Below are 14,227 nucleotides of genomic sequence, written 5' to 3'. Positions count from 1 at the left end.
AAATGGCAAAGCAAAAGAAGCGCTGGTCAACGTCACGCAAGGTAATCACATGGCTAGTTAGTATCGTTGTGGTTTTGGTTGTGCTCGTTGTAGCAGCTGGTGGCTACTTCTTCCACGTTGCTGAAGTCCGTGCGAAGAAGGACTTCGTCGGTAGTGGCGTCTTAACGAAGAAGGATCCATTATACAAACAACAAGAAGCCTGGTTTGATTTGGATGCTCAGACGTGGCATTTGACTGCTAAGGATGGCACGAAGTTAGTCGGTAACTATGTGCCTGCTGTGAAGAAGACGAATAAAACTGCAATTGTGATTCACGGTTTTGGTGTTGATCACAAGGCAATGGCGCCATACGGTGAAATGTTCCACCGCATGGGGTACAACGTATTGATGCCAGATGATCGTGCGGCCGGAAAGTCCGGTGGAAAGTACATTGGTTTTGGTTACCTTGATGCTAAGGACTACAAGCAATGGATTAACCAAGTGATCAGTAAGAACGGTCAAGATAGCGATATCACGGTCATGGGTGCTTCAATGGGGGCGGCTACGACCATGATGCTATCTGGTATGAACCCACCTAAGCAAGTGTCAGCATACATTGAAGATGCAGGTTACACGTCTGTTGCAGATGAAATTTATTACCAAGCTGGTGATATGTACGGTATGCCAAACTGGCTGGCCAAGGGGCTAGTGCCAATTGTATCAACCTACTCAAAGGTAATGGCCGGTTATGATTACTTTGAAGCTAGCTCAGTTAAGTTACTCGCCAAGAATACGCGACCAATGTTGTTTATTCACGGTGGTAATGATACGTTTGTGCCAACTAAGTATTTGAACCAAGTGTACAAAGCATCAAATGGGCCAAAGGAGAAGTACTTGGTACCAGGTGCTAAGCACGTCCAATCATATGCGACTAATCCAGCGAAGTATGAGCAAAAGGTTGCTGATTTCCTAGCTAAGTATGATAAGTAAAACCATGTAAGTGAAGCGCTACACGTTGTTGTGTAGCGCTTTTTGTTACGTTACACTGGAAAATGCCGTTTTAGAGAGCGGTGTATTGTGTGAGGAGATATTTTTAATGGATGAAAATCAAAAGTCACCACTATTGGTGCCTGGAATTGTGATGATGGGGATGATTTTACGAATTCCCTTTACGTCAATTCCGCCAGTGATTAGTGATGTTGCCAAGGGACTTGGCGTATCAGTGAGCTCGCTTGGCATTTTAACAACAATTCCTTTATTGAGTTTTGCGATTGTTTCACCGTTTGCGCCGAAGTTTGGTCAAAAATGGGGGATTGAAAAGTCGTTTGCCATTTTCGTTTTGTTGATGGCAATTGGTTCATTGATGCGAATTGCATCAATGCCATTGCTGTTTTTGGGTACGGTGTTAATCGGGGTCGGCATTGCGACGTTGAACGTGTTATTGCCTAGTGCAGTTGTTGCCAACTTTCCAACCAAAATTGGACGCTATACGTCAACGTATTCGTTAGCAATGACAATTGCCACTATCTTGGCGTCATCACTAGCGGTGCCAATTGTTAAGGCAACGAATTGGCAAACACTGATTGTGATTTTGTCAGTGATTATTGTGATTGCGTTTGTGGTTTGGTTACCAAACGTTAAGCACAACCACGTCTTGGAGGCACGCCCAAAAGATGGGGCACATACTTCAATTTGGCGCAATAAACGTGCTTGGTATTTGTTGGCCTACGGTGGTTTGCAATCACTGTATTACTACACCGCCATGGCTTGGTTGCCAACAATGGCGCAACAAACGGGCTTGTCGGCTGAAGCAGCCGGTTACTTATCAGGAATCTTTACGCTGATTACATTACCACTGACGTTTGTGCTGCCAACCGCGTTTACTCGTTGGGGCAATCAAACCCGTCGTTGGGTGATGGTCGGCTTTTCAGCATTAGCTTTTATTGGTGTGGGCATGATGCTCTTTAATGGCCATGGGTTCCTGTTTTGGTTGGTTGTTAACTTATTGATGGGCTTCTCTGGTGGGGCGCTGTTCCCATACTTGCTAACGATGTTCTCAGTTAAGACAACGACCCCAACCCGGACGGCGGAATTGTCAGGAATGGCCCAATCAGGGGGATACCTATTGGCCGCCTTTGGACCAACGTTATTCGGTTACGGTTTTGGGTTATGGCATAGTTGGACGATTCAACTGATTGTGTTAATGGTGTTAATTGTTTTGATGGCATTGGCTGCCTGGATGGTTGAAAAAACAGATATTATTGCTTAAGTAAAAGAGCTGCGTATGACAATAAATCATGCGCAGCTCTTTTTCTATTCTTCAAATTCACCTTCAAGGTACGTGAACGTTTCAGAGACGCTTGGCATCAAAGCCAAATGCGATAATCCTTCACGAGTAACAAATTCTGCATCGATGGCCGTTTCAAACCAGGCCACCATATCGTCCCAGAAACCAGCAATATTAACCAGAATAATCGGCTTTTCATAATACCCCAGCTTAGTCCAAGACATCACTTGGCCTAGTTCTTCTAAGGTACCCATGCCGCCGGGCAAAAAGACGAATGCATCCGCTTGATCAAACATCATCCGCTTACGAGTATCCATGTCAGGAACGTCGATGTGGGTCATTTGTAACTCATGACCGGCTTCTTCTGGCAGAAAACTGTTAGGTCGAATACCGGTCACATCGGCCCCAGCGTTAATCGCATTAACAGCGACTTCACCCATTAAACCACTTTTAGAACCACCATAGACTAACGACCAGTCATGTTCGGCGATACCGCGCCCCATGGCTGCAGCGGCTTCGTGGAATTCTTCTAAATGGCCGTATTGGGCGCCCATAAAAACGCCAACTGTATGTGTTGTCATATCATACTCCCCCAAGTACTTTGCTTTTATAATTAGTGCCTTTATCTTACAATAGTTAATAGACTAAAACTTTGAAGATTATCAGGATGTCTGACACCTGAAGATAGAAAGAGGTTCACATGGCTGAACATTATTACACGGCGAACCCAAGTGTTGCGCACGACGAGCACACTTGGACATTCCCGCTTTTTGAACATTCCTTAACGTTTACGACTGACGCAGGTGTCTTTTCTAAGTCTACCGTAGATTTTGGGACGCGAACAATGCTAGAAGCGTTTGATCAAGACATTCCTGCTGGTAAAATTTTGGATTTGGGTGCTGGTTATGGCCCAGTATCAATTGCGTTGGCAACGGTGATGCCTGAACGTGAATTTGTTGCGGCTGAAATTAATGAGCGTGCCGCTGAGCTGGTAAAGCGTAATGCCCAAAAGAACGGTGTGTCAGATCGCATCGAAGTGGTGTTATCTGACCGTTATTCTGGGGTTGATGGTAAATTTGCCGCGATTTTGACGAATCCACCGGTTCGAGCGGGTAAAGAAATTGTGTCAGATATGATTGCTGGTGCGAAAGATTATTTGGTTGATGGTGGGACACTGACCGTGGTCTTGCAGAAGAAACAAGGCGCGCCATCAGCGAAGGCATTGATGACGGAAACGTTTGGTAATGCTGCAACTATCGCGAAGAACAAGGGTTACTATATTTTGGAGAGCGTATACCATGAGCGAGCTGACGCCTGAACAAGTTGATTATTTCATGGGTGAGGCCATCAAGGAAGCCAAGAAGGCCGGCGCATTAGGTGAGGTGCCGATTGGTGCGGTCGTTGTGCAACACGGTGAGATTATTGGACGTGGCTTTAATTTGCGTGAACGATTAGAAGATGCTAGTCAACACGCGGAGTTACAAGCTATCACGGAAGCAAACCGCTTGGTGAAGTCATGGCGTCTGCCTGATGCCCAACTGTTTGTCACATTAGAACCATGCATTATGTGTGCCGGCATTATTCAACAGTCGCGGATTAGTGATGTCTACTACGGTGCCGAAGATCCGAAGGCTGGCGCTGTCCACTCGATGTATCACATCTTAGAAGATGAACGTTTGAATCACCAAGTACATGTGCACCAAGGTATTCGTGAACAGGAATCTGGGGATATGTTGCGTAATTTCTTTCGCGAGATTCGTAAGCAAAAGAAGGCGGAAAAGAAAGCACGCCGCGCAGCTGAGTTAGCCGCACAAGAAACCCCTAATGCATTTGCAGAAAAGTAATGCACCTGCTATAATATTGTTTGTGGGGCAAGTGTGCACTTCGAACCGTGTCAGGGTCGGAAGGCAGCAGCACTAAGGAGACCGTGCATTGTGCTTCACTTCTTATGAACTTTAATCGCTAACCGATGTTAATCGGTTGGCGTTTTTTTTACTTTTTTCTGGTAATATAAGAATAGGAAATATTCTTAGTTGACTGTCTAAATTGACAGTGTTGAAAGGGGTCACACACAATGGCGTATCAGGCGTTGTACCGGACATGGCGTCCGCAAAAATTTAGCGATATGATCGGTCAAGAAGTCGTGACCAAGACGTTGAAAAACGCCATCATGACGGGCCAAACAACGCACGCGTACTTGTTTAACGGCCCACGTGGAACGGGAAAGACATCAGCGGCCAAGATTTTTGCCAAAGCCATTAATTGCTTGAATCCAATTAATGGTGAACCCGATGGTGTTTGTGCCATGTGCCAGGCGGCGGATAATGGTACGTTGGGGGATGTTATTGAATTGGACGCCGCATCAAATAACGGTGTTGACGAAATTCGTGAGATTCGTGAGGATGTGAATTACGCACCAACGCAAGCGAAGTATAAGGTCTACATCATTGATGAGGTCCACATGTTGTCGACAGGGGCGTTTAATGCGTTGCTGAAGACTTTGGAAGAACCACCAGCTAACGTCATTTTCATTTTAGCGACGACGGAACCACAAAAAATCCCAGCCACAATCATTTCACGTACGCAACGCTTTGATTTTAAGCGAATTGATGCGAAGGCAGCGTATGATCGTATGACGTACATCTTGGATCAACGAGGTGATACCTATGACGAAGCGGCCATTCGCGTGATTGCTAACGCTGCTGATGGTGGGATGCGTGACGCGTTGAGTATTCTAGATCAGGCGCTCTCGTTTGGGGATGGTCATGTTACGCTAGAAAACGCGTTGTTGGTGACAGGCTCAGTTACTCAAACGTTATTGGGAGAGTATGTACAAGCTGTTGTGCAACAAGACACCAAGGCGGCATTAGCGAAGTTATCTGAAGTATTGTCAGCTGGTAAAGATGCCAGTCGTTTCGTTGAAGATTTGATTAGCTATGCACGTGATTTGTTGTTGCACACTGAAGCACCCGAATTAATTAGTATTGTACCGGATGATATTTTTAAAGCGTTAGCGAGTGATACACCCGCAACGGTTTGGTACCGCATGATTGATACGCTGAATGATACACAGCAACAACTACGCTATACAAATCGGCCAAGTATCTACTTGGAAGTGTTGACGGTTAAGTTGAGTCAACCGTTGCCTACGACGGCACCAGTGACCGTTGAACGTGTATCAGCAACCAAGGTTGTGGCTGAGCCACAACCACAACGACCACAAGCCGTGGCGCCAGCTCAGTCAACACCGACAGCACCGGTTAGTGAGGCACCAGTTTCAGAGCCGACAGGTGAACCAGCAAGCACGGCACCGGAAGTTAATGAGACGCCAGCAGTTCAGCCGACGCCGGTACCAAGTCGCGTAGCACCACGTGTTAGCGATGACCAAGCAGCAGTGTTTAGCGTTTTGAGTGCCGCGACGCGCGGTGACTTAGATCGGGTTGTTGCCGTCTGGGCAGACATGGTGAATATGTTGCCAGTACCGCAACAGGCGATGTTGAATGTGGCTCGCCCAATTGCGGCGTCGCCAGAAGGATTGGTTGTCGGTTTTGATTTTGATGTCATCAAGTCAAATGCGATGCGCAATGCGGAGCTATTGAACACGATGGTGACACAAATTCAAATTTTGACCCAGGCACAACATGAACGCCAATTGGTCTTTGTTAATGCCGAAGAGTGGCCTAAGATGCGGGCAGCCTTTGTGGCACAACGTAAGGGTACTGCCCAAACGACAGCTACCCAACAGCAGGTTGAGACACAAACAGCCACCGCTGTGGCGGATGATTTAGCTAGCTTAACGGCGATGGACGTCGCCTCGGAAGCTGAAACCGGACCGGCACCAGTGGTTGCGGAAGCTGAACGTCTGTTTGGCAGTGATATTGTTGAAGAAATAGATGATTAATTAAGTTAGAAAAGAGGGACCAGATATGTTTGGTGGACAAAATATGCAATCAATGATGAAGCAAGTGAAGAAGATGCAAGAGCAAATGCAAAATGAGCAAGAAGCAATTGCAGCAACGGACTATACGGGTCACGCACCTTCAGATGTTGTGTTGGCAACGTTCAACGGTAACCGCGAATTGAAGGACTTGCAAATCAAGCCAGAAATTGTCGATGCTGACGATGTCGATGGTATGTCAGACATGATTTTGGTAGCTGTTAACGATGCCTTGCAACAAATCGAGGCTGACCAACAAAAGCGTTTGGGGCAATACGCCCCAAAGGGAATGTTCTAAGAGACAACGCACTTATAGAGAAAGAAGGCGTGTAACGTGCAATATCCAGAACCAATTGCTAAACTAATTGATAGTTACACTAAGTTGCCCGGGATTGGTATCAAGACCGCAACTCGCTTGGCTTTCCACACGATTGATATGCAGGAAGAAGACGTGACAGGCTTTGCCCAATCGTTGATTTCAGCAAAGCGTGATTTAAGCTTTTGCTCAATCTGTGGGAATTTAACGGAAACGCAACCATGTGCCATTTGCTCTGATCCAACGCGTGATCAAAGCCAAGTGTTGGTGGTTGAAGAAGTCCGTGACTTAATGGCCATTGAAAATACGGGTGAGTATCGCGGTTTGTACCACGTACTGCACGGTGTCTTGTCGCCCTTGTCTGGTAAGGGACCTGATGACATTAATATTGAGTCATTGGTTACGCGCCTACAAAAAGACGAAGACATTCAAGAAGTTATTGTGGCAACGAATGCCAACGCTGAAGGTGAAGCGACAGCAATGTACTTGTCACGTTTGTTGAAGCCGGCTGGGTTGACGGTGTCACGGTTGGCAACCGGACTATCAGTTGGTAGTGACATTGACTATGCGGATGAGATTACCTTGATCAAGGCCGTGGAAGGAAGGACGAAGCTTTAATGTTTAACTTGTTTAAGCGCCCTAAGGTGGATACGAAAGCATATGATGAACAGCTATCGCAAGCTATCGATCGTGCTAAGTTTGACTATGAAAAGGCGAAAATGTCAGAAGTTGCCATGTTTGAAAGCGATGTTGATCCACGATTGATTAAAGCTGAAACAGATAAAGCGCGACAAAAGTATTTCTTCCTCCTACGGGCAGCACGGCAGCGTGATATGAAGGGGCATTGGTCAACAGCCTTTGTCCACCCTGAATTGTAGTTAGGATTGGGAAGAGGAGAAGAGTTATGAGCGATAAGACTTATTCAAACGCTGAATTTGGTGCGATTATTGCGAAGAATACGCAATGGTCAGACGCCAACGCAAAGTGGGTGAAGGAACGTTTAATTGATAATTCACGGCTATTGCCAGACCACGGTAGCAAGTGGTCTGAGAAGCGTATTGCGAATTATTTATTTGAATTGGCGTTCGTAAAGCCAGAGAATATTGATTGGTCAATCTAGTTGAATTGGTTGAGCGGTTTAGGTTGAATACCTAAACTGCTCTTTTTTTTGCTATAATATAGTACAAAACAAAAAGTGAGAGTGGTGACAACGATGGCTGGAACATTTATTTCGTTTGAGGGACCCGATGGAGCTGGTAAGACGTCTGTACTGCGTGCAATCGTCGCTCGGCTACAACCGGTATTGGGAGAGCGGCTGTTGTTAACGCGTGAACCTGGTGGAACGGGAAACAAAATTGCAGAGGCTATCCGTGATTTGGTGCTAGACCCGGCAAATACCGAGATGGATAAGAAGACGGAGGCGTTGTTATACGCAGCGTCACGTCGGCAACACTTGGTTCAGACAATTTTACCAGCGCTTGCGGCTGATAAAGTTGTGATTACGGATCGCTATGTCGACAGTTCAATTGCCTATCAAGGTGGCGGTCGCGAAATTGGTACCGATGCAGTCACGGCGATTAACGACTTTGCAATCGAAGGGATGATGCCAGCGGCAACGGTATACTTAGATATCCGGCCGGAAGTCGGTCTCAATCGCATTCAAACGACGCGTCAAGACGAAGTGAATCGTTTGGACGTAGAGGCCTTATCATTCCACCGACGGGTTTCTGATGCTTACCATGCGCTAGCAGTGGCGGATCCAGAACGCTTTTTGATAATTGATGCAGAACAAAATCTAGATGCGGTGATTGCTGACACATGGGCAGCATTGGCACCGGTACTCGGTTTAAAGGACTAGGAGGTTCGGCTTATGAAGATGGTTATCGCGATTGTGCAAGATAAAGATGCAAACAAGTTAGGATTAGAATTTGTTAAGGCCAATGTGCGTGCCACGCGTTTGGCAACTTCAGGTGGCTTCCTCCGTTCAGGAAACACAACGTTTATGGTCGGAATTGAAGATGATCGTGTGGCTGAAGTGTTAGAGATTATCAAAGAGACGTCACACACGCGTAAGCAATTTATGACGCCAGCGGTTAGCTTGGACGTTTCAATGGAGTCAACAGCCACAACGCCGATGGAAGTTCAAGTTGGTGGGGCTACGGTGTTTGTTCAAGATATTGAACAATTCCACCGCTTCTAAGGAGTGCAGATGGACGCCAAAGAATTAATTGCACAGGCAAATGCGCAACAACCGCAAGTAATTGCGCAATTCAAACAGGCGGTGGCAAGTGACCAACTTGCCCACGCCTTTTTGTTTACTGGACCACGTGGCCGTGGCCAAGGGCTAGTAGCGGATTGGCTAGCAATGCGCCTGATGTGTCGTAACGTGACGGCGGATGGCCAACCGGATGGGATGTGTGATCAGTGCCAACGTATTGCGTCTAATGAACACCCAGACGTGATTCAATTAGCACCTGATGGCAATAGTATCAAAGTCGATCAAGTCCGCTTCTTGCGGGATGAGTTTACCAAGACGGCGGTTGAAGGTAACCAAAAAGTCTTTATCGTTGCTGGTGCTGATACGATGACGAGTAGTGCGGCAAACGGGCTACTGAAGTTTATCGAGGAACCGGTGGGGCAACAAACGGCGATTTTGATTGCTGAAAACCGGGCACAAATTTTGCCAACAGTGGTGTCACGCACCCAGGTGGTTGATTTTCCAGCATTAGGGCCCGAACAGATGCAGTCATCATTAATGGCGGTTGGTTTCAATGCAGCCCAAGCTGATTTAGTTCGGACACTCACTGACAGCAGCGAGGTGGCGGCTGAGTGGTTGGTTGATGATTGGTTTCAACAAGCTGAGCAGGCCGTTGGCAACCTGGTGACAGCAACACTCAAGAAAGACGATACCGCCTTTACAATGGTGCAAACGAATTTGGTGCCATTAGCTGGTGAACCAGATCGGGCGCGCGCCTTACTTGCGATGATGGCACAAGCTTGGCGTGACATCTTACTGAGCCGAACGGGCGACGTACCAGTGCGCTTTTCAGCTGGTGGTACCTGGCAACGTGACGGACAACGTTATACGACGGCGACGTTGTTAGCTGTCCTGGATATCGTCTTAGCGGCGCCACAACGATTACAAAAGAACATTAATTTCCAAACGACGGTTGAATCAACGGTTTTGGAAAGTCAATTTAAGTTAGCAGGTTTATCATGAATCAACAAAAGAGTTTTGCCACACACACCACGGGTACGCTGTATCTAGTACCAACGCCCATTGGAAATCTGGGTGACATGACCGTGCGTTCAATTGACACGTTGAAGGCGGTCGCGGTGATTGCGGCCGAAGATACCCGTCATACGCAACAATTGTTGAATCAATTTGATATTCAAACCAAACAAGTGTCGTTCCATGAGCATAATAAGGAGACGCGTATTCCAGAATTGGTGGCTCGCTTAGCTGCTGGTGAGGATGTTGCGCAAGTTTCTGATGCCGGAATGCCATCTATTTCTGATCCGGGGCACGAACTAGTTAAGGCGGCGGTAGCCCAAAACATTCCGGTTGTACCGTTGCCAGGGGCGAGTGCAGGTATTACGGCGTTGATTGCCTCAGGCCTTGCACCGCAACCGTTCATGTTTTATGGCTTCCTAGCTCGCAAGCCAAAAGAACAACTTGCGGAATTACAGAACCTAAACAGCCACACGGAAACGATGATTTTTTATGAGGCACCACACCGTTTAGCCAAAACGCTACAAACAATTGTGAAGGCATTTGGCCCCGAACGTCAGGTAGTCTTAGCACGTGAGCTAACGAAGCGCTACGAGGAGTTCTTGCGTGGGACAGCGCAAGAGTTGGCAGATTGGGCGAACGAAAATGAAGTGCGAGGGGAATTTGTGATGATGGTGGCAGGAAATGATAACCCGGTTACCGAAGCGGATGATGACCCACTCGCCGATATGACACCAGTGCAAGCGGTCCGTGCTCTGGTTGAGTCAGGCATGAAAGCCACGGCGGCTGTGAAGCAAATTGCGAAGGCCCGTGACTTGGACCGACAAGCCTTGTACTTGGAATACCAAGGAGAAAATTAGAACAATGGCAGAAATTTACAGTATGCAACACCAAGTGCTGTACTACGAAGCAGACGTAACAGGTAAGTTGAGCTTACCAATGATTTTTAATCTAGCTGTCCTGAGCTCGACCCAACAAAGTGTTGATCTTGAGGTGGGACCAGATTTTGTCCACGCACAAGGGATTGGTTGGATTATTTTACAGCACATGGTTGAAATTAATCGCCGACCAAAAATCGGTGAGAATTTAACGTTGCAAACGCTGGCTAAGGAGTTTAATCCCTTCTTTGCCAAGCGCATGTACCGGATTCTTGATGAAGCCGGGAATGTGCTTGTTGAAATCGATGCGTTGTACGCCATGATTGATATGGAACGTCGTCGCATGGCGCGCATTCCACAAGAGATGGTGGATGCGTATGAACCAGAACGGGTGAAGAAGATTCCACGTCAACCAGAGCCACAACATATGATCGCTGATATTCCGGTGGATGTGACGCAAGAATATGTGGTGCGCTATTTGGATATCGATTCAAACCAACACGTGAATAATTCAAAGTACTTTGACTGGATTCAAGACGTGTTGGATCACGATTTCGTGAAGACCCATGAACCAAAGCGCTTGAATATTAAGTACGAGCACGAAGTTTTGTTGGGCGACACAATTAAGTCAGAGGCTCAAACATTGGAAGATGCCACAATTCACCGCATTTGGTCGGGTGATACCTTGTCAGCCGAGGCGGCAATCGAATGGACGGACGCTGAAAATTAAGCTAAACTAAGAAGTAATAAATCATTTAGGAGATACAAACATGGCCATTTTGGTACTTGGTGGAGCCGGATACATCGGTTCACACATGGTTGATACGTTGTTGTCAGATGGACGTGACGTGGTGGTTGTCGACAACTTGTTGACAGGTCACCGTGCTGCGGTTCCTGCAGGAGTTCCTTTTTACGAAGTAGATATTCGTGATAAGGCAGCTTTGCGTGAGGTTTTTGAAAAGGAAAATATTGAACAAGTTGTGCACTTTGCTGCTTCTTCAATTGTCCCAGAATCAATGGCTGATCCACTAAAGTACTTCGATAACAACACGGCTGGAATGATTGCTTTGTTGGAAGTAATGTTGGAGTTTGACGTGAAGCAAATTGTCTTCTCATCAACGGCTGCAACTTACGGTATTCCTGAAGAAAACCCAATTAAGGAAACGACGCCACAAAACCCAATCAACCCATATGGTGAGTCAAAGCTTCAAATGGAACACATCATGAAGTGGGCTGATGAAGCTTACGGTTTGAAGTGGGTTGCCTTGCGTTACTTCAACGTTGCGGGTGCTAAGGCTGATGGTTCAATTGGTGAAGATCACCCAGTCGAGACGCACTTGGTGCCAATTATCTTGCAAACGGCTTTGGGTCAACGTGAGAAGATTATGATGTTTGGGGATGACTACAACACGCCAGACGGCTTCAATGTGCGTGACTATGTACACGTTATGGATTTGGCCAACGCGCACGTTTTGGCTTTGGACTACTTGGCAAAGGGTAACGAGTCAAATCAATTTAACTTGGGTTCAGCCAACGGCTTCTCAGTAAAGCAAATGGTTGAAGCAGCACGCGAAGCAACGGGTAAGGAAATCCCTGCCGAAGTTGGTCCACGTCGTGCCGGAGACCCAGACTCATTGGTGGCTTCTTCAGCTAAGGCCCGCGAAGTGTTGGGATGGGCGCCAAAGTACGATGACGTTAAAGAAATTATCAAGACGGCATGGACTTGGCACCAACAACACCCACACGGTTACGAAGACCGTTAATAATCAATTAATAAACCCTGGAGTTTACCACTCTGGGGTTTTTGTGTTAATCCAGAAAAAATGCGGTAAAATAGCAGTTAGACATTTACGTGTAAAAAATGATGGGAGAAAGGTAATCATGAAGACTATTGCCTTTGATACAAGCAATCAACCACTTAGTGTGGCATTGTTTGAAGATGACAAACTAATTGGGCAACGGGAGACAAATGTTGCCAAAAATCACTCAGTACAATTGTTGCCTTTTATTGACGAACTAGTGCGTGAAGCTGGTTGGCAACCATCAGACCTAGACCGAGTAATTGTGAGCCAAGGGCCCGGATCGTATACGGGCTTGCGGATTGCGGTGACGACAGCAAAAACATTGGCCTTTACATTGCAGATTGCGTTGCAAGGGGTCTCAAGCTTGGCAGTCTTAGCAACGAATGTGGTGCGGTCTGATGCGGTGATTGTACCGATTATGGATGCCCGGAATGACAATTTGTATGCAGGGGGGTATGTCCGCGACAATGATCGCCTGGTCCAGGTTGCACCAGACCGGCATACCAATGTGCCAAAGTTGATTGCAACGCTTCGTGAAGAGCAACGGCCAGTTGTGTTAGTTGGTGAATGGGCGCGCTTTGCAGATGATTTTCAAGCGGCACTGCCAGAGGTGATATTTGCTGAAGATAATTTGCCACATGCAGCTAATATGATGATGCTAACAGCGGACACACCGGTACTAACGGAGATAACTGATATTCATCAATTTGTGCCAAATTATTACCGACTTTCACAAGCTGAGGCAGATTGGGCAAAGGCACACCCTGACGCAGGTGATGGCATTTATGTGGAAAAGGTTTAAAAACTGGTTACACTGGCAAATGCATCCGCTACCACAGAGCTTACGAGAATTTAAGCAGACGATCAGCGTCAAAGGGTTCGATTTTGAATTGGTGCCGGCACAGTATCAAGATGTTGATGAAATGGTGGAATTGGAACGAGAAGCTTACCACGGGGAAGAACCGTGGTCTGCTGATATTTTCCATAACGAGTTACATCGTTCACGCGAACGGTTGTATGTCATCGTTCGCGAACCTGAGACTGGCGCGATGGTAGCCTATATCGGCGCGGCTTTCCGCCCAGGCATCCACGAGGTGCATATTACCAATGTGACCGTTGCACCGCACTGGCAGGGACGCGGTATTGGGACCTTCTTATTGATGTATATGATGACGGTTGCTAAGCAAATTCGCTTTAATCGGATGTCACTGGAAGTACGCGTGTCTAATACAAGTGCTCAACGGCTCTATGAACGCTTAGGGTTCCAGGTAGTGCGACGCAAAGCACATTATTATGAAGACAACGGGGAAGATGCGCTGGACATGGCGCAGATTCTCGGGAGAAAAACAGATGGATTTTACGTTCAGAAATGAAACTACAACTGAGGAACTTTATGCAATTGCCAAAGCAGCGTATAAAGGATCACCTTGGTCAAAACAAACCTTTGCAAATGATTTGAAAAACAAATTTGCCCGTTACATGATTATTGAAGCTGATGGCGAACCGATTGGGTTTGTTGGTGGGACACATTTAGGTGAAGAACTTGAAATCACTAACGTTGCCATCATGCCGGGCGTTCAGGGGCAACACCTAGGTGAGCGCCTGTTGCGTCAATGGTTAATCGGCTTCGATGCAGGTACACGTATTTTACTTGAAGTGCGCCAAGGTAATAAACGAGCAATCAAATTATATGAGCGACTAGGTTTTATTATTTATAACATTCGCGAGGATTATTATCGTGATCCGAAAGAAGATGCATATCTAATGGATGTCACGTTACCATTAGCAACGGAATAG

General features: G+C 46.7%; 19 protein-coding genes and 1 other RNA gene. 19 read left to right on the top strand and 1 reads right to left on the bottom strand.

Annotated elements, in window-relative coordinates:
• Positions 1 to 2: 2 nt before the first annotated feature.
• Positions 3 to 968 (top strand): alpha/beta hydrolase, encoded by a 966-nt coding sequence (locus tag ACJ28U_RS07675; RefSeq protein WP_407618877.1) that lies wholly within the window; start codon positions 3 to 5, stop codon positions 966 to 968.
• A gap of 106 nt (positions 969 to 1,074) precedes the next feature.
• Positions 1,075 to 2,247: a CynX/NimT family MFS transporter gene (locus ACJ28U_RS07670; RefSeq protein WP_407618876.1), complete on the top strand. Its 1,173-nt coding sequence runs from the start codon at positions 1,075 to 1,077 to the stop codon at positions 2,245 to 2,247.
• Between the two features lie 44 nt (positions 2,248 to 2,291).
• Here the strand turns inward: ACJ28U_RS07670 and ACJ28U_RS07665 are convergent, their stop codons facing one another.
• Positions 2,292 to 2,846 (bottom strand): TIGR00730 family Rossman fold protein, encoded by a 555-nt coding sequence (locus tag ACJ28U_RS07665; RefSeq protein ID WP_407618875.1) that lies wholly within the window; start codon positions 2,844 to 2,846, stop codon positions 2,292 to 2,294.
• A 119-nt stretch (positions 2,847 to 2,965) separates the two neighbouring features.
• Between ACJ28U_RS07665 and ACJ28U_RS07660 the strand changes: the two genes are divergently transcribed.
• The 17 genes from ACJ28U_RS07660 to rimI (ACJ28U_RS07580) all read left to right on the top strand — a co-directional run bounded on the left by ACJ28U_RS07660 (position 2,966) and on the right by rimI (ACJ28U_RS07580) (position 14,227).
• On the top strand, positions 2,966 to 3,583 hold the full coding sequence (locus ACJ28U_RS07660; protein WP_407618874.1) for a class I SAM-dependent methyltransferase: 618 nt from the start codon (positions 2,966 to 2,968) through the stop codon (positions 3,581 to 3,583).
• Positions 3,564 to 4,109, top strand: a complete 546-nt coding sequence (gene tadA / locus ACJ28U_RS07655; protein WP_010369448.1) for a tRNA adenosine(34) deaminase TadA — start codon at positions 3,564 to 3,566, stop codon at positions 4,107 to 4,109. The genes ACJ28U_RS07660 and tadA overlap by 20 nt, the downstream gene beginning before the upstream one ends.
• Positions 4,110 to 4,123: 14 nt before the next feature.
• Positions 4,124 to 4,222, top strand: an RNA gene (gene ffs, locus ACJ28U_RS07650) — signal recognition particle sRNA small type.
• A gap of 117 nt (positions 4,223 to 4,339) precedes the next feature.
• Positions 4,340 to 6,166 (top strand): DNA polymerase III subunit gamma/tau, encoded by a 1,827-nt coding sequence (dnaX, locus tag ACJ28U_RS07645; protein WP_407618873.1) that lies wholly within the window; start codon positions 4,340 to 4,342, stop codon positions 6,164 to 6,166.
• A gap of 25 nt (positions 6,167 to 6,191) precedes the next feature.
• Positions 6,192 to 6,500 carry a YbaB/EbfC family nucleoid-associated protein gene (locus tag ACJ28U_RS07640; protein ID WP_099088533.1) on the top strand — a complete coding sequence of 103 codons (309 nt, stop codon included), beginning with the start codon at positions 6,192 to 6,194 and terminating at the stop codon, positions 6,498 to 6,500.
• 36 nt (positions 6,501 to 6,536) lie between these two features.
• Positions 6,537 to 7,136, top strand: coding sequence for a recombination mediator RecR (gene recR, locus ACJ28U_RS07635; RefSeq protein ID WP_010369438.1), 600 nt, complete (start codon positions 6,537 to 6,539; stop codon positions 7,134 to 7,136).
• Positions 7,136 to 7,396 (top strand): YaaL family protein, encoded by a 261-nt coding sequence (locus ACJ28U_RS07630; RefSeq protein ID WP_099088532.1) that lies wholly within the window; start codon positions 7,136 to 7,138, stop codon positions 7,394 to 7,396. The genes recR and ACJ28U_RS07630 overlap by 1 nt, the downstream gene beginning before the upstream one ends.
• Before the next feature lie 26 nt (positions 7,397 to 7,422).
• Complete coding sequence (locus ACJ28U_RS07625) at positions 7,423 to 7,638, top strand: hypothetical protein (protein WP_010369432.1); 216 nt, start codon at positions 7,423 to 7,425, stop codon at positions 7,636 to 7,638.
• Positions 7,639 to 7,731: 93 nt separating this feature from the next.
• Entirely contained in the window at positions 7,732 to 8,376 is a 645-nt protein-coding gene (gene tmk / locus ACJ28U_RS07620) for a dTMP kinase (protein WP_407618872.1), read from the top strand.
• A 12-nt stretch (positions 8,377 to 8,388) separates the two neighbouring features.
• Positions 8,389 to 8,718, top strand: a complete 330-nt coding sequence (locus ACJ28U_RS07615) for a cyclic-di-AMP receptor (protein ID WP_010369426.1) — start codon at positions 8,389 to 8,391, stop codon at positions 8,716 to 8,718.
• Positions 8,719 to 8,727: 9 nt separating this feature from the next.
• Positions 8,728 to 9,738, top strand: a complete 1,011-nt coding sequence (holB, locus tag ACJ28U_RS07610) for a DNA polymerase III subunit delta' (protein WP_407618871.1) — start codon at positions 8,728 to 8,730, stop codon at positions 9,736 to 9,738.
• The gene (gene rsmI, locus ACJ28U_RS07605; RefSeq protein ID WP_063083244.1) at positions 9,735 to 10,610 is read left to right on the top strand and encodes a 16S rRNA (cytidine(1402)-2'-O)-methyltransferase; all 876 of its coding nucleotides are present in this window, start codon (positions 9,735 to 9,737) and stop codon (positions 10,608 to 10,610) included. The genes holB and rsmI overlap by 4 nt, the downstream gene beginning before the upstream one ends.
• 4 nt (positions 10,611 to 10,614) lie before the next feature.
• Positions 10,615 to 11,358, top strand: coding sequence for an acyl-[acyl-carrier-protein] thioesterase (locus tag ACJ28U_RS07600; RefSeq protein ID WP_010369418.1), 744 nt, complete (start codon positions 10,615 to 10,617; stop codon positions 11,356 to 11,358).
• Positions 11,359 to 11,398: 40 nt separating this feature from the next.
• On the top strand, positions 11,399 to 12,391 hold the full coding sequence (galE, locus tag ACJ28U_RS07595) for a UDP-glucose 4-epimerase GalE (RefSeq protein WP_043712387.1): 993 nt from the start codon (positions 11,399 to 11,401) through the stop codon (positions 12,389 to 12,391).
• A 118-nt stretch (positions 12,392 to 12,509) separates the two neighbouring features.
• Positions 12,510 to 13,232 (top strand): tRNA (adenosine(37)-N6)-threonylcarbamoyltransferase complex dimerization subunit type 1 TsaB, encoded by a 723-nt coding sequence (gene tsaB, locus ACJ28U_RS07590; RefSeq protein WP_099088528.1) that lies wholly within the window; start codon positions 12,510 to 12,512, stop codon positions 13,230 to 13,232.
• Positions 13,207 to 13,803, top strand: coding sequence for a ribosomal protein S18-alanine N-acetyltransferase (rimI, locus tag ACJ28U_RS07585; RefSeq protein ID WP_242440079.1), 597 nt, complete (start codon positions 13,207 to 13,209; stop codon positions 13,801 to 13,803). The genes tsaB and rimI (ACJ28U_RS07585) overlap by 26 nt, the downstream gene beginning before the upstream one ends.
• Positions 13,781 to 14,227 carry a ribosomal protein S18-alanine N-acetyltransferase gene (rimI, locus tag ACJ28U_RS07580; RefSeq protein ID WP_099088526.1) on the top strand — a complete coding sequence of 149 codons (447 nt, stop codon included), beginning with the start codon at positions 13,781 to 13,783 and terminating at the stop codon, positions 14,225 to 14,227. The genes rimI (ACJ28U_RS07585) and rimI (ACJ28U_RS07580) overlap by 23 nt, the downstream gene beginning before the upstream one ends.

The organism is Weissella sp. MSCH1 (genome assembly GCF_045799135.1).
GTDB lineage: Bacteria > Bacillota > Bacilli > Lactobacillales > Lactobacillaceae > Weissella.
Note: the sequence above shows the minus strand (reverse complement) of the source record. Positions and strands in the feature narration are given on the sequence as shown.